Source organism: Calidifontibacillus oryziterrae (assembly GCF_000331575.1).
Classification (GTDB): Bacteria; Bacillota; Bacilli; order Bacillales; family Bacillaceae_J; genus Calidifontibacillus_A; species Calidifontibacillus_A oryziterrae.
In genome coordinates this window covers 1,440,456-1,455,788 of sequence record NZ_KB223527.1, presented here as the reverse complement: position 1 = coordinate 1,455,788, position 15,333 = coordinate 1,440,456, and the positions used below count along the sequence as shown (strand labels likewise).

Sequence of the window (15,333 nt, the reverse complement as noted above, 5' to 3'; positions counted from 1 at the left end):
GTTTTAATTGTAGCATTTTTGTGTAAAATGCAAATAATAAGAAGATGGTGACAATATGAAATTTCAAACAAAATATCACGGTGAACTTGAAATAGACGAACAAGGAATGATTCAATTTGAAGAAGGGATCCCAGGCTTTGAAGACGAAAAGAGCTTCATTGTACTTCCACTAGGGGAAGACAGTCCGCTTCTGATTCTTCAATCAATAAAAACAGCTAGCTTAGGCTTTGTTATTGTAAATCCATTTGACTATTTTAACGACTATTCAATTGAACTATCCGACTCAACGCTAACAAAATTAAATATCGAAAACAAAGATCAAGTAGCGTTATATGTGATATTAACGGTGCAAGATCCGTTCGAAAATACTACCGCTAACTTAAGAGGACCGATTGTAATAAATGTAAAGCATCGATTAGGGAAACAAGTAATAGTAAATGATGAAAGCTTCACAACAAAACATCCTATTATCAAAACGCCAGCTCCAGCAAACGAGGGGGGCCAATAATGCTTGTACTATCCCGAAAGAAAAACCAATCGATCCAAATCGGTGAAGACATTGAGCTAACGATCCTATCCATCGAAGGTGACCAAGTAAAAATAGGTATTAATGCCCCAAAACAAATAGAAATCCATAGAAAAGAAATCTATTTAGCAATCCAAGAAGAAAACAGCCAAGCATCAGAAGTTTCAATTGATCAATTGAAAAATTTATCCATGCAAATACAAAAAAAATAATTCGTCTCCACTATTCCACTTAGATTCAAAATAAATCTAGGTGGATATTTATATTTGTTAAAAAAAGGAATGAAAATCGCAAAAAAATTTTATTAAAACTATTAAACTAATAAAATCTTTGTCGATATATAGAATGTATAAGTTAAGTGAGCAATAAAAGGCGGCCGACTTTAAAAGCGACTTAACCAAATTCAATATTCACAAGGACGTGAATATACTTACAATTCAAGGAGGAAAATAAAATGATTATCAATCACAATTTAAATGCAATGAATGCACATCGTAACATGGGTATTAACCTTAATTCTGGTGCAAAGTCTATGGAGAAGTTATCTTCAGGTCTTCGCATTAACCGTGCTGGAGATGACGCAGCAGGTCTTTCAATTTCAGAAAAAATGCGTGCGCAGATCCGTGGTCTTGATATGGCATCCAAAAATGCTCAAGATGGAATTTCTTTGATCCAAACTGCTGAAGGTGCTTTACAAGAAACTCAAGCAATTGTACAAAGAATGAGAGAATTAGCTGTACAAGCGGCTAATGATACTAATGTTGATGTTGATAGAACAGCAATCAAAGCAGAAATTGATGAACTAATCACTGAAGTAGATAGAATTGCTGATTCTACAAAGTTTAATGAAAAGACGCTATTAGATGGAACATTAACAAAGGCAGTAGGTAATTTGCAAATTGGTGCTGATAAAGGCGTTAAGATCCAGCTTCAAATTGCGACTATGAAAGCAGCTAAATTATCTTTAACTGGTTTTTCTTTTGCATCTCATGGGAATGCCGCTTCTGCAATTGCAAAGTTTGATTTAGCGATTAAAACAATCTCTACTGAACGTTCTAAGCTAGGGGCAAACCAAAACCGTTTAGAACATACAATTAAAAACTTAAATAATACTTCTGAAAATATTCAAGCTGCTGAATCAAGGATTAGAGATGTTGATATGGCTAAAGAGATGATGAACTTTACAAAAACAAATATCTTAAATCAAGCATCTCAGGCAATGCTTGCACAAGCTAATCAACAACCACAAGCTGTACTACAATTATTAAGATAATACTAGTAAAGAAAAAAAGAGCTAGCGTATAAATATATGCTAGCTCTTTTTAAAAGAGAAAGGGATACCGGGAATGTTTGAAAGGAATTTACAAATACTTAAGGACACTTATCCTGAAATATATATAGATATTACAAAATGTTCTAACGATATGAAAGAAAGTTTAAACTTGGAACAAGTATTAACAAAAAAAGGGCAAAAAAATTTATTAATAAAAAATGGTCCAAAGCAATACTATCTGCATAGTAATTATTGTCCCTATAGTGAAGCCCAGAAATGGATTGATTCTTCTCAATTAGAAAATAATCTTGTAGTAGTAGTGGGTGGTGGCTATTACTATCATATTGAAGAGCTAATTAAAGAATACCCGAATAAAAAAATAATTATTATTGAACCAAGCAAAGAGATATTTTTATCTGCTTTAAAAAATATAAATATGCAACCGTATTTAACAAATAATAGAATCCTCTTACTGCAATTAAATAATCCCTATCAAATCTCACTAATTCTAGCAGAATTGCTTATAGCCAAAGGGTTTCAAAACTTTGATTTGGCAATTTTAATGTCTTACAGAAGGGATTTTTCAAATTTTTATTTGGAATTAAACAAGAGCATAAATGATACATTAAAAACATTAAGATGTAATATAACGACAGAATATGTGCACTCGCAAAAATGGGTGTATAATAATACACGAAATTTACATGTTGTAAATATTGATAATATTAACATCAACAGTTATTTTAATAGATTCCTAAATATGCCGGCACTAATTGTTGCGGCAGGGCCTTCTTTAAGTAACCAATTGTCACTAATATTGGAAAACAAAGATAAATTTCTAATAATAGCTGCTGGCTCAGCAGTGAATATACTAGAAAAAATCGGAATAATTCCACACTTTGTAGTTGCGGTTGATGGTGCTAATGCACAGCAACGGATATTTAAGAATATAATAAATTATGATCAGATAACATTGTTATATGGACATACCATTAACTATAACGCTTTAGATTCTTTTAAAGGAAAAAAAGTATGGATGAAAGGGGATGTAGATTACTCGACTGAATTTTATGAATACTACGTTGGAATTAATACAAAGGAAGTTGAATTTGGCCCATCTTGTGCAAACATAGCAATGGATATTGCTCGTAAATTTGGTTGTCAAAAACTCATTTTTATAGGGCAGGATTTGGCATATACCAATGATCAACTCTATGCTACTGGTGCTGTTCATAAGATTAATATGCATACCGATAATGGTGATAGAATTTTAACAAAAGATAAATATGGGAATGATATCTATACAAAATCAGCATTTCTAGTTTATAAGTCATATTTTGAAAATTATATATATCAACACCAGGGTGTTGAATATATTAATTGTACTGACGGTGGGCTAAATATTGAAGGTATGATTAATATTCCCGTTTCCCAAGTTATCGAAACATTAAAAACTATTCCTGATGACTTATTTGTAAAAATTACTTCAATATATAATGAGGAATTATTAAAAAACGAGACAGTTAACTATGAATTAAAGCTAAAATATTTTATAGAATACATTAAAAGAGAAGCTGAAGTAATATTAGATTTAAGTGAAAAAAGGATTAATAAGATAAAACAGTTATTAACAACGGTGGCAGAAGAAATGTATGAAGAGTTTACAAAAGAGTTCGATATGGTAGAAGAGTTAACTGAGAAAATCGAAGATTTAGAGGTTCACAAGAAATTTATACAACCTATTGTTGCAGCATTTAATCTAGCTATAAGACAAACTTCTTATAACTCTTTAGAAAGTAAAACGGAAGGTCAATTAAAAGAGAAATATGAGTTATTGTTAAATGGTATAAAAAAACAATATGAATTTTATGATGTTATCGTTAATACTTTATTTTCGGCAATTAATGTTGGAGAAGGTGATGAACATGAATAAGGAAATTGCTGTACAAATGCATAATCTAACTGAAACATTTAAAGAAATTATTGAGATAACAGTTGGCTATTTATATAATGATAAAAATGCAGAAGGAATTCAACTGCTATCTGAGATGTTTGATGTAATTTTGAGTAATTCAACCATAAAACAATTATTCCCTGAGGATGTTAAAGAGTTAGCTTTTAGATCAGCAGAAATTATTGAGTTGTTAGAAAATAATGATTATGTTTCAGTTTCTGATATATTAGAATATCAGGTGCTACCAATTTTCAGAAATTGGAATAATCAATTGTCATCTAAAGAAACTACTACAAATAATTAAAAGAGGGGAGAATCATGGGTGTAAAAAAAACAAACTTTTTAGAGCCTGTGTATCTTAAACAATTTCAATGTATAGGATCAAATTGCGAGGATACTTGTTGTGCTATCTGGGATATTGATATAGATAAGAATACTTATAAAAAGTATAAAAGAATAAATGACAGTGAGATTCGCCCCTTATTAAACAAGGCAATTAAACGTAATCGCTCAAACCCAACCAATGCTACTTATGCAAAAATTAGATTAGATGAAAATAATCGTTGCCCGTTATTATCTCAAAAATCACTTTGTAAAGTGCAGTTGAATCTTGGTGAGGATTACTTATCTCCAGTTTGTGCAACTTATCCTAGAATAATCAATAAGATTGATAACACTATTGAAATTTCTGCAACAATGTCGTGTCCTGAAGTTGCACGGATTGCTTTATTAAATTCAGAGCCGATGTCATTTAATTATGTTGAAGAGTCAAAAAAAGTACTAATATCAGAAAAAAATATCCATTTAGATAACTCGGTATTGAAATCAGATACCATATGGGAATATTTTTGGGACCTAAGGGTCTTTTCAATAAAGACAATCCAAGATAGAAGATATCCACTTTATGAACGTTTAATAATACTAGGGATGTTTTACAATAAGTTACAAAAAATGATAGATGATAGTAATTACTTAAGCATACCTACTTTTATTCAATCATATAAAAATTTGCTAGAAAAAGTAGAATCTTTTGACTTGATAAAGGATATTCCAACAAAGATTTCAGCCCAAATGATGATGTTGAACAGCGTTATTGTAAATTATTCCAAGAATATTAAAACGAAGAGATATTCAGAGTGTTTTGAGGAATTTTTAAATGGTTTGGGTTTTGATAAAGAACACTCATTAGAAGAGTCAAAATCAATATATAAAGAATGTCATTCTAATTACTATTCACCATTTATGAATCAAAATGAATTTATATTGGAAAACTATCTTGTGAACTACATATTTCAAAATGCATTTCCTTTAGGAACTGGTGATACTTTGTTTGATAACTATACATTCATGGTTTTGCACTATGCTTTGATAAAAGTACACTTGATTGGAATGTCTGGTTACCGCAAGGGGCTTAATGTTGATATAGTAATTAAATTAATACAGTCAATTGAAAAAGAGATAGGCCACAATAAAATATACATGAAAAGTATATTTGAATCGTTAAAAGAATCTCGCTACATAACTATGAGTTACATGTCAGTATTATTAAAAAATTAATAACTTAGAACAAATTATGCTTAATTAATTTTTTTATGTGTTTTTTAAAATAAGGATTGGTGAAATTATGGATATGCGTAACAAATCCATTCTCATAACGGGTGGAACAGGTTCTTTTGGGAAGAGGTTTATTGAGGAAGCGCTAAAAACTAATGTAAAAAAAATAATAGTTTTTAGTCGTGATGAATTAAAACAATATGAAATGGCACAAGAATTTACAGATTCGCGCATTCGCTTTTTTATTGGTGATGTACGTGATAGGAATCGGCTTTATAGAGCATTTGATGGGGTAGATATTGTAGTTCATGCGGCGGCATTAAAACATGTAGGAGCTTGCGAATATAACCCGTTTGAAGCGGTAAAAACCAACATTTATGGTGCTCAAAATATAATTGAGGCAGCTATAGATCGAGAGGTAAAGCGAGTCATTGCCTTAAGTACAGATAAGGCTGCAGCTCCGATAAATTTGTATGGTGCCACAAAATTAGCATCAGATAAATTATTTGTGGCGGCAAATTCCTATGTTGGGGATAAAGAAACAAGATTTTCTGTCGTTCGTTATGGAAACGTTGTTGGCAGTAGAGGCAGTGTTGTGCCCTTTTTTAAAAAGATGGCTTCTACAGGTAAACTACCAATCACCGATGAAAGAATGACCCGTTTTTGGATAACGTTAGATCAGGGTGTTCAATTTGTTATTGATAGTTTATCAAGAATGAGCGGCGGGGAAATCTTTGTTCCAAAAATTCCAAGTATGAAAATAACTGATCTTGCTAAAGCTATTGCACCTGATGCTGAAATTGAAATTGTAGGAATTCGTCCAGGAGAAAAGTTACATGAAGTAATGATTACAGAAGATGATGCAAGACATACAATAGAGTTTGATGATTACTATGTAATTACGCCAGAGTTTCCTTGGTGGTCAAAAGAAAGAACAACTAATGGAAAAGCACTTCCAGAGGATTTTAAATATACAAGTGATAAGAATAATGAGTGGTTATCTGTAAAAGAACTGCAATCATTGATAGAAGATATGTAGGATCCTTAATTCAGTAATATTTAGAATCGAATCCTTGGTGGGGTAGGTTATAGCCATATGTCATATTCATAAAATATGGTTTGATGATTCAAAAATAATATACTCAATATTTACTATTTCGATACTATGAGGAGATAAATATATTATGGTCAAAGAATATAATTGGGATTATCTATTGCGGTGTTTGGAGAGCAATAACATTAATGATTTCAACAATAAAATAAACAAGGATGTTTATGTATTTGGTGCGGGTTTAGCTGGAAATAAGGTAAAGAAAGCAATTGAGGGAATGGCTAATGTGCATGCATTTATCGATAATGATGAAAAAAAGGTGAATACATGCATTGATGGAATTAAGGTAATGGGTTTTCAGGAAAGAGAAATCAAAGACATGCAAATTATAATAGCAAGTCAATGGTATAAAGAAATAATTAGGCAATTAAATGACGAGGATTTTTATAACTATATTGTGTATCCATTTGAACTATTTGAATGGGATAATTGTAAAATTATCGAGGAGTTTAAAGTGCTGGAAAATGCTGAGAAATATAAAAATGTATATGATAATTTAGAGGATGATCTATCTAAAGAAGTATATATTAGAATGCTTGCATATAGAGCTACCGGAGATAGAGAACTTATAAAGATTTCTAATTATGATCAATACATTCATCCATCTATAGAAAAGAATAAGGTAAATACAGTTATAGATGCTGGAGCGTATAATGGGGACACAATTAAAATATTTTTTAGTCAATTCTCAAATTTGAACCACTTATATGCTTTTGAACCTACAAAAGATAAGCTGATTCAAATAAAAGAAATGATTAATAAAGAAAAAAGAAACTTTGGGGAGATTACACTACTTGATAAATGCTTGTGGTCTACTTGCACAAACCTTAAGTTCCAAACTTTTGATGCTGCTATGACTAATAAAGTTTCAGATGAAGGGGAGATCACTATTTCGGCAATATCTCTTGATGAATTTGCAAATGGTCTCAATTCAAATCAAAAAATAAACTTTATTAAGATGGATATTGAAGGTTCTGAAGTAGAAGCATTAAAAGGTGGTGAACAACTGATAAAGAAAGATAAACCTATATTAGCAATTAGTATCTACCATGATATTACTCACTTTTGGAAGGTGTTTGATGTAATTCAGCAATTCGATTTAGGTTATAAATATTTTGTTGGTCATCATAAAGATGTCTTATTTGATACTGTTTTGTATGCTTTACCGTCGAATAATTAAATTTTTAAATTTTTAAAATAGAGAGAAGGGTATACATGAACATTGCTTTAATTCTTGCTGGTGGTTCAGGTCAGCGAATGGGGAATATAGATATGCCAAAACAATTTCTTATTTTGGATAATAAGGCGATTTTATTGCATACCTTAGAAAAATTTTTTGTTTTTCGGCATGAAATTGATAAAGTCATTGTTGCTACACATCCAACGTGGTTTGCTTATACACGGGATCTAATTAGTAGAAATTTCAAAAAACAATCTTCATATTTTGAAGTGATCACAGGAGGAACTACTAGACATAGTACTGTGAGAATTGGTTTGAAACATATTCAACAGAGTTACGATCCTCAAGATGACGATGTAGTTTTAACACATGATGCAGTGCGCCCGTTTGTTAGCTACCGAATAATTAAAGAAAATATAAAAGGTACTCAAAAATGGGGTGCTGTTGATACAGTTATTCCAGCTGTAGATACAATTGTATATTCAAAAGATGGTCTTAAAATTGCTGAAATTCCAAAGAGAGAGGAATATTATCAAGGTCAGACACCTCAATCATTCTTCATTAATGAACTGGTTAGTGTTTATAGCCAATTCACAGATGAACAACTCGAATCAACAACTGATGTTGCTAAATTATATCGTTTGTTAAATAAGTCAGTATATTTAGTAATGGGTGAACAGAATAATTTTAAAATAACTACTCCATTTGATTTATCAATGGCCAGGGCGTTGATAGAAAGGGCTGACACTATTGATCAATCAAGTAATTAGATTAATTCAACCTAAAATGTTTGAAACTGTAATGGAAAGTGTACATTTCTCGAAGGAATACTTAATTGTCAGGCCCTCTTATATGTCGATATGCCACGCTGATCAACGTTATTACAAAGGGACTCGTGACAAAGAGGTGCTGCAAAAGAAATTACCAATGGCGTTAATCCATGAGGCGATCGGAGAAGTGTTATATGACCCTTCAAATGAATATCAGTCTGGTGAAAAAGTTGTGTTAGTGCCCAATGTACCAGGCTATTTAATAGGATTACCTAAAACAGTTAGTGAATTAAATGATAGAATTGGCGAAAATTACTGTCCACAAGGTAAATTTAGATCTAGTGGATACGATGGTTTTATGCAAGAATTGATTATGCAACCAAAAAGCCTTGTTGTTAAAATACATGAAAATTCTAATGACTATCTTTTTTCAATTACAGAATTATTATCAGTTTGTATGCACGCCCTTAAAAGATTTTATTATTACTCAAATGGTGAGAATAAATATATTGGGGTTTGGGGAGATGGGAATGTCGCTTTTTTAATGGCCCTCTTACTTAAGAAAAAGATGCCTTCGACTAAAGTTATTGTATTTGGAAAACACCCAAATAAACTTGAGATGTTCTCCTTTGTTGATGAAAGATATTTTATTGATCAATACCCAACGTTTATAACTATTGATCACATGTTTGAATGCGTAGGCGGTGAAGCACAAAGTGAAGTAATAAATAAAATCATAGACATTGTACAACCAGGGGCTTCTATTTCAATTTTAGGCGTTTCGGAAAAAAAAGTAGAAGTCAATGTTCGAAAAGTATTAGAAAAGGGTATTGTCCTTATTGGAAATAGTAGGAGTAACACTAGGGATTTTACAGATACGATTGAATTTATTCTTGAAAATAAAATATACGATTATTTAAATATGCTAGTTACAAATCAACTAACAGTACATTCAATTACTGATATCCATAGAGCGTTTGAAATGGATAGTATAAAACCATACGGTAAAACGGTGATGAAATGGGAAATATAAAGCGGTGGCGAGAATGAAAGATTTATGGAGAAGATATAAAGAGTTTTTTAATAGATTAAATGCTTCTAATCGAAATCTAGATTATATTACAAACCTGTTTTATTTGTATACTGTTGTTCCTTATGTAACATTATTATTTCTAAAACTTAAACTTTCTGCAAATATGGCAACGATTATTTCAGGAACTTTCGGATCGTTGGCAGGAATATGTATTTATAATGGTAATTTAGTTTTCGCTGGTTTATTAATTATTGCCCATCAAATTTTAGATATTGTCGATGGTAATTTAGCACGACTAACGAAAACATCTTCAGCTATAGGAGCAAAACTGGACTTGCATTTAGATCGTTTAGTTCGAACTAGTTTATTGTTGGGTATTTTATTCGGAACGAATGTTCAGGTTATTTTTAAAATAATATTTATAACAACACTTATGCTTGATATAATTGTCGTTCATAAATATGTTTTACCTTTTATGAAAAAACACCCACTTGTCCGTGCATCTTGGAAAAAGTGGTTTATTGATAGAGGGATGATTCCTGCCTTTGACATTTTTACAATGTATTTCTTATTATCAATTTTATGCTTAGTAGGCAGTATAAATTCCTTTGTTTATATAGTAATAGTTGGCAAAAACCTTGATTGGATATATCGAGTTTGGGAATGTATCAGGACAAAACATTATTATAAAAAATTCATTATTTAACAATTATGTCAACAATATTATGTGGTAAGAATGAGAATAAGGATTTAACTTGTTAACGGTGTTACTAATCCGAAAAAATTACTTCCTTAGATCTATCCTTTACTTATACTAGGGATGAGGAATAATATTTAAAGAAAGTAAAAATTATTAATAAATTTGATATATAGTATTGCAACTAAAAATAATTATGTTAAAAAATACATAAAGGGGATTAATACAATGAACCTACATAAATTACGTGGAATCTTTGCTGAGACATTAGGGATACCGGAAGCGCAAGTAACGGATGATCTTCAATATAATAGAATTGAAGAGTGGGATTCTATTGCTCATATGGCTTTGGTCTCTGCAATTGACGATGGTTTTGAAATTATGATGGATACTGACGATGTCATTGAGTTGAGTTCATTTGCAAAAGCAAAAGAGATTTTAAAGAAATACGGAGTGGAATTTTAACTATGGGATTACTTGATGGGAAGATTGCTTTCATCACTGGAGCATCGAAAGGGATTGGGGAAGCTACTGCGCTTGTTTTTTCTGAGGAAGGAGCGAGGATTGCTATTAATGGACGTGATCAACAGCGTTTATTAGAACTAGCAGAAAGAATTAATAAGAATACCAGCCAAAAGGTGCTTGTATTTCCATATGATGTGTCCAATATAGTTGAAATGAAAGCTGCCTTTCAACAGATACATAAGCAGTTTGGTCAGTTAGATGTACTAGTAAATAATGCTGGCACACTCTACGATAGCTTACTAGGAATGATTCAACTTGAAAAGCTTGAAGAAATTTTGAATGTGAATTTAATTGCCTCACTTCTCCATATGCAATTAGCTTCAAGAATAATGACACAAAAGAAACAAGGATCAATCATTAATGTAAGTTCAATTTTTGGTCGTTTTGGGGAAGCAGGACAGGTTGCATATTCGACTACAAAAGCAGCATTAATTGGTGCTACCATGTCAGCGGCGAAAGAGTTAGCACCTTCCAATATTCGTGTGAATGCTGTTGCCCCCGGCTTTATCGAGACAGAGATGATAAGAGGACTGTCAGAAGCTAAATATAAAAAAAGAATGGAATCAATAAAAATGAATCGAATTGGTAAACCAAAAGAGGTAGCAAACACAATGTTATTCCTTGCATCAGATTTGTCTTCTTATGTTACGGGACAGGTTATTGGGGTTGATGGGGGTATGATTGTATAAAAAGCAATAATTTGAGAAAATAACAGTACTTGTTCTTTTAAGAAAAGTGCTGTTTTTAATTTTGATTAAGTTGTAGTTTACAAAACAAGAATTCTTCCGATAGAAATATTAGAGTAACAAGGTGTGTGATAAATATGTATTTTTGGAATTTGCAAATTAAATTTGATCAAATTGCCATAATAGATAACAAATATGGTTCATTTACTTATAGTTCTCTTGACGAAAAGGTTCAAACTGTAAAAAAGCTTTTACCCAGTTGTGATCGAAAACAACATGGGCTGATTTTATGTAGAAATGAAGTTGGGCCGTTGGTTGCTTACTTAGCAGCATTGCAAAAGCAGGATGCTGTTATGCTACTTGATGAAAAATTAAATAGGCAGCTACTTTCGGAAATTCTTGAAATATACAAACCTAACTGGATTTTTTCAGTAAACCAACGATTTGATTTTTCTGATAGATACGAGTGTGAACAATACGAATATTGCCAAATTTGGACTCGAAGAAAAAATACCATCCCCTATTTCATTAATCCCGACCTTGCATTATTGTTAAGCACTTCAGGAACGACTGGTAGTGTGAAGTTCGTACGGTTATCATATAATAATATTGTGGCAAATGCAAAATCGATTAAGGAATACTTGAATATTACAAGTGAAGATCGCGGTTTAGCCAATTTGCCACTAAATTATTCGTATGGACTTTCAATTATTAATAGTCACCTTCTAGCAGGATCGACTGTTTTGTTAACAAACGAAAGCGTAATGACAAAGTCTTTTTGGGATTTTATGAAAAGCAAAAAGGCGACATCGTTTGCTGGTGTTCCATACACATACCAGATGTTGCATCGGGTTGGTTTCCATAAAATGAAACTCCCCCACCTACGTTATTTTACACAAGCGGGTGGAGCTTTAAATGAGAAGCTTGTTCGTTTATTTGGTGAGTACGCCAAGGAACAAGGGAAGCAATTTTTTGTCATGTATGGCCAGACTGAAGCGACAGCTCGGATTAGTTATTTACCGCCAGATAAAACGTTAGAGAAGCCAACAAGTATTGGAAAAGCGATTCCAGGTGGTAATCTACATCTAGATCCGGAAACAAACGAGCTCATATACGAAGGACCAAATGTAATGATGGGTTATGCGGTAAACATAGAAGATTTAGCGAAGATTGACGAATTAAGAGGATATCTACGTACTGGCGACCTTGCAACCCTTGATGAGGAAGGTTTTTTTTATTTAAAGGGCAGATTGACGCGGTTTATTAAATTATTTGGCTTACGATTAAATTTAGATGATATTGAAAAGCAAATCGAATCCAGATTAGGGACAAATGTTGTTTGCGTTGGAACAGATAATAAAATGGCAATAGTGGTTCGAAATATGGAAATGAAAGATAAAATTCAAGAGATAGTTGAAGATTTATATAAATTACATCCCAGTGCCTTCGTTGTGAAAGTCATAGAAGACATTCCGAGGCTAGCTAATGGGAAAATTGATTATAAAATTCTATTGGATTTAGTTTTCTAAAACCGTAATGTTAAGGGTTTTCTATATGTTAAATAAGACAGATGCCACACTAGCTTTTATTAGTTGTGGTTGTAACAATCTATCATATTATAATTATGATGCTTAAAAGGAATTGATATTAAATGGAACCATATAAAACAAAGAAAACAATGAAACAATCCTATCTATTAACGGAACTGAATACGTTAACACGTTTTCATTATGATCATTGTGAGCCATATCGAAACATAATAAATAAAGCGGGACAAAAAACATTGGTACACTCACTTGAAACGGTTCCGTATTTACCTGTGCAGCTTTTCAAAATGATGGATTTATACTCCGTCAATAAAAAAGATATCTTTAAAATATTGACTTCAAGTGGTACGACTGGTCAGAAGGTTTCAAAAATTTTTTTAGATAAAGAAACTGCATCCGCACAAACAAGGGCACTTGTTACTGTCATGAAGCCACTAATTGGTTCCAAACGCCTCCCGATGATCATTATTGACACGAAAAGTATATTGAAGGATCGTAAATCCTTTAGTGCAAGAGGTGCTGGTATATTAGGTTTTGCAAATTTTGGAAGGAGCCCATTTTATTTGTTTCATGAGGACATGAGTGTTGATTGGACTGGTTTAATGGGATTTTTAGAAAAAAATAAAGGCGAAAAAATATTATTATTTGGTTTTACTTTTATGATTTGGAAGCATTTTTATAAAGAAGCCGTTCAGCGTGGTATTCAAATTGACTTGGGTAACAGTATACTTATTCATGGTGGTGGTTGGAAAAAACTACGAGAGGAAGCGGTTAGTAATGATGTCTTTAAAGGATCATTATTAAATCAATTTGGATTACGTAATGTCCATAATTATTATGGGATGGTCGAACAAATAGGTTCAATTTTTTTAGAGTGTACGCAAGGTCACCTTCATACGCCAATTTATGCGGATGTTATTATACGTGATCCAATTTCATTCAAACCACTAATGTTTGGTCAACAAGGATTGATTCAAGTACTTAGCGTTTTACCGAAGAGCTATCCAGGACATAGTTTGTTGACAGAAGACTTAGGCATTGTTCACGGAGAAGATGACTGTCCGTGCGGTTGGAAAGGAAAGTATTTTACCGTATATGGCCGTATTCCGAAAGCAGAATTACGGGGATGCAGTGATACGTTTGCATTTGATTTGAAAGCAGGTGATGGGAAATGAATTTTTTTTGGCCTAAAAATGGTGATGGAAAAATTAGCGGAAATCAAGATGAAGTTGGAACATCTTTTCAAACTAAATGGCAAGAAACAATTGAAGAAGTTGTAGCAATGAATCCGCTTAAACCTTTTCATCCTGAAGTATTGTTATTTTTGGATTCAATTTCAAAAACAATTTTTGGGGATCGCTCCTATCGCCGCTTTCCTGAATTAATTGCATTAGCATATTGGTTAAGAAAAGCTCATTTAGTTGAAATGCAGGAATTATTTAATAACCAAACAAATTCTAAAATTGTTTTGGCAAGGGGAGTTGCGTTACATTTTGCCCCCTCAAATGTTGATACGATTTTTGTATATTCTTGGGTACTATCCATGCTCGCTGGAAATAACAATATCATTAGAATTTCTGGACAAAAGCAAGTTCAAACTGAGTTATTACTCCATGCTATTATGATAGGCCTTGAAAAATATCAAGAGGTTGCAAATCGAACAGTGATTTTAACCTATGATCATGATATTGAAACAAGTAAATATTTATCTGAACGATGCGATGTCCGTATTATATGGGGTGGAGATAATACCGTAAAAGCAATTCGAGCTATTCCATTGGCTCCTTTAGCAATCGAATTGACTTTTCCTGATCGCTTTTCGTTATCAGTTATTGAAGCCAATACAATTTTGAAAGCAGGAGAAGAGGATTTTGCTGATTTTATTCATCGTTTTTATAATGATGGGTTTTGGTTTGCTCAAATGGCTTGTTCTTCACCAAGATTAATTGTATGGATCGGAAATGATCAAGCTATAAAAGCTGCAGGAGAACTTTTTTGGAACGGAATAGATAATTATCTTAATACGCATTTTATAGATTATTCACCAGCCTTACAAGTACAAAAATTAGCAACGGGCTATTTGCTAAGTGGTAGTGATAATGTTCAATATTTTTCACATCAAAAAAATTTTTCGCGTATAAAAGTAGACAGTATTGATTTAGAGATAAGAGGAAAACATTGTGGTGGAGGCCTTTTTATAGAACTCAGTCTTCAAAAGTTGAATGACTTAATTCCTTACTTAGATGATAAGGATCAAACATTATCTTATTATGGTTTTAAACGTACAGAATTAGTTGATTTTGCTAAAAAATTACAAAATAGAGGTATTGATCGAATTGTTCCAATTGGACAGGCCCTAAATTTTGAAGGGATATGGGATGGGTATGATTTATTATTTTATTTAACAAGAGAGATTGTGATACGGTAGGTTATAACTGTGAAGGTTGATTATGGTTATTTAATAAACAATTAATTTA

Annotated in this window: 16 protein-coding genes; all 16 read left to right on the top strand. The window is 32.2% G+C overall.

Features of this window, described 5'->3' with window-relative positions; genetic code table 11:
* Positions 1-55 precede the first annotated feature (55 nt).
* Positions 56-508, top strand: coding sequence for a flagellar assembly protein FliW (gene fliW / locus D612_RS0115695; RefSeq protein ID WP_017756445.1), 453 nt, complete (start codon positions 56-58; stop codon positions 506-508).
* Entirely contained in the window at positions 508-738 is a 231-nt protein-coding gene (csrA, locus tag D612_RS0115690) for a carbon storage regulator CsrA (RefSeq protein ID WP_017756444.1), read from the top strand. Before fliW ends, csrA begins: the two co-directional genes overlap by 1 nt.
* 242 nt (positions 739-980) lie before the next feature.
* Positions 981-1,799: a flagellin N-terminal helical domain-containing protein gene (locus D612_RS0115685; protein WP_017756443.1), complete on the top strand. Its 819-nt coding sequence runs from the start codon at positions 981-983 to the stop codon at positions 1,797-1,799.
* 73 nt (positions 1,800-1,872) lie between these two features.
* Positions 1,873-3,732 (top strand): motility associated factor glycosyltransferase family protein, encoded by a 1,860-nt coding sequence (locus tag D612_RS0115680; RefSeq protein WP_017756442.1) that lies wholly within the window; start codon positions 1,873-1,875, stop codon positions 3,730-3,732.
* Positions 3,719-4,057 (top strand): hypothetical protein, encoded by a 339-nt coding sequence (locus tag D612_RS0115675; protein WP_154649496.1) that lies wholly within the window; start codon positions 3,719-3,721, stop codon positions 4,055-4,057. The genes D612_RS0115680 and D612_RS0115675 overlap by 14 nt, the downstream gene beginning before the upstream one ends.
* Before the next feature lie 14 nt (positions 4,058-4,071).
* Positions 4,072-5,310, top strand: coding sequence for a flagellin lysine-N-methylase (gene fliB / locus D612_RS0115670; protein ID WP_017756440.1), 1,239 nt, complete (start codon positions 4,072-4,074; stop codon positions 5,308-5,310).
* A 67-nt stretch (positions 5,311-5,377) separates the two neighbouring features.
* Entirely contained in the window at positions 5,378-6,346 is a 969-nt protein-coding gene (gene pseB / locus D612_RS0115665; protein WP_017756439.1) for a UDP-N-acetylglucosamine 4,6-dehydratase (inverting), read from the top strand.
* A gap of 145 nt (positions 6,347-6,491) precedes the next feature.
* Positions 6,492-7,598 (top strand): FkbM family methyltransferase, encoded by a 1,107-nt coding sequence (locus D612_RS0115660; protein ID WP_017756438.1) that lies wholly within the window; start codon positions 6,492-6,494, stop codon positions 7,596-7,598.
* Between the two features lie 35 nt (positions 7,599-7,633).
* Positions 7,634-8,368, top strand: a complete 735-nt coding sequence (locus D612_RS0115655; RefSeq protein WP_017756437.1) for an IspD/TarI family cytidylyltransferase — start codon at positions 7,634-7,636, stop codon at positions 8,366-8,368.
* On the top strand, positions 8,349-9,401 hold the full coding sequence (locus D612_RS0115650; protein WP_017756436.1) for an alcohol dehydrogenase catalytic domain-containing protein: 1,053 nt from the start codon (positions 8,349-8,351) through the stop codon (positions 9,399-9,401). Before D612_RS0115655 ends, D612_RS0115650 begins: the two co-directional genes overlap by 20 nt.
* A 13-nt stretch (positions 9,402-9,414) precedes the next feature.
* Positions 9,415-10,107: a CDP-alcohol phosphatidyltransferase family protein gene (locus D612_RS0115645; protein ID WP_017756435.1), complete on the top strand. Its 693-nt coding sequence runs from the start codon at positions 9,415-9,417 to the stop codon at positions 10,105-10,107.
* A gap of 219 nt (positions 10,108-10,326) precedes the next feature.
* Positions 10,327-10,563, top strand: coding sequence for an acyl carrier protein (locus tag D612_RS0115640; RefSeq protein ID WP_017756434.1), 237 nt, complete (start codon positions 10,327-10,329; stop codon positions 10,561-10,563).
* Positions 10,564-10,565: 2 nt separating this feature from the next.
* Positions 10,566-11,312, top strand: coding sequence for an SDR family NAD(P)-dependent oxidoreductase (locus tag D612_RS0115635; RefSeq protein WP_017756433.1), 747 nt, complete (start codon positions 10,566-10,568; stop codon positions 11,310-11,312).
* Positions 11,313-11,446: 134 nt separating this feature from the next.
* Entirely contained in the window at positions 11,447-12,838 is a 1,392-nt protein-coding gene (locus D612_RS0115630) for an AMP-binding protein (protein ID WP_017756432.1), read from the top strand.
* 122 nt (positions 12,839-12,960) lie between these two features.
* Complete coding sequence (locus D612_RS0115625; protein ID WP_017756431.1) at positions 12,961-14,031, top strand: LuxE/PaaK family acyltransferase; 1,071 nt, start codon at positions 12,961-12,963, stop codon at positions 14,029-14,031.
* A complete protein-coding gene (locus D612_RS18450) occupies positions 14,028-15,284 on the top strand; it encodes an acyl-CoA reductase (protein ID WP_017756430.1) in 1,257 nt (418 codons plus the stop codon). The genes D612_RS0115625 and D612_RS18450 overlap by 4 nt, the downstream gene beginning before the upstream one ends.
* Positions 15,285-15,333: the final 49 nt, after the last annotated feature.

Excerpts from the sequence above, each read along its gene's own strand:
- fliW (WP_017756445.1), top strand. The coding sequence starts at position 56 with ATGAAATTTCAAACAAAATATCACGGTGAACTTGAAATAGACGAACAA.
- D612_RS0115655 (WP_017756437.1), top strand. The coding sequence starts at position 7,634 with ATGAACATTGCTTTAATTCTTGCTGGTGGTTCAGGTCAGCGAATGGGG.
- D612_RS0115685 (WP_017756443.1), top strand. The coding sequence starts at position 981 with ATGATTATCAATCACAATTTAAATGCAATGAATGCACATCGTAACATG.
- D612_RS0115630 (WP_017756432.1), top strand. The coding sequence starts at position 11,447 with ATGTATTTTTGGAATTTGCAAATTAAATTTGATCAAATTGCCATAATA.
- D612_RS0115645 (WP_017756435.1), top strand. The coding sequence starts at position 9,415 with ATGAAAGATTTATGGAGAAGATATAAAGAGTTTTTTAATAGATTAAAT.
- D612_RS0115675 (WP_154649496.1), top strand. The coding sequence starts at position 3,719 with ATGAACATGAATAAGGAAATTGCTGTACAAATGCATAATCTAACTGAA.
- D612_RS0115635 (WP_017756433.1), top strand. The coding sequence starts at position 10,566 with ATGGGATTACTTGATGGGAAGATTGCTTTCATCACTGGAGCATCGAAA.
- D612_RS0115660 (WP_017756438.1), top strand. The coding sequence starts at position 6,492 with ATGGTCAAAGAATATAATTGGGATTATCTATTGCGGTGTTTGGAGAGC.
- D612_RS0115680 (WP_017756442.1), top strand. The coding sequence starts at position 1,873 with ATGTTTGAAAGGAATTTACAAATACTTAAGGACACTTATCCTGAAATA.
- D612_RS0115625 (WP_017756431.1), top strand. The coding sequence starts at position 12,961 with ATGGAACCATATAAAACAAAGAAAACAATGAAACAATCCTATCTATTA.
- pseB (WP_017756439.1), top strand. The coding sequence starts at position 5,378 with ATGGATATGCGTAACAAATCCATTCTCATAACGGGTGGAACAGGTTCT.
- csrA (WP_017756444.1), top strand. The coding sequence starts at position 508 with ATGCTTGTACTATCCCGAAAGAAAAACCAATCGATCCAAATCGGTGAA.
- D612_RS0115640 (WP_017756434.1), top strand. The coding sequence starts at position 10,327 with ATGAACCTACATAAATTACGTGGAATCTTTGCTGAGACATTAGGGATA.
- D612_RS18450 (WP_017756430.1), top strand. The coding sequence starts at position 14,028 with ATGAATTTTTTTTGGCCTAAAAATGGTGATGGAAAAATTAGCGGAAAT.
- fliB (WP_017756440.1), top strand. The coding sequence starts at position 4,072 with ATGGGTGTAAAAAAAACAAACTTTTTAGAGCCTGTGTATCTTAAACAA.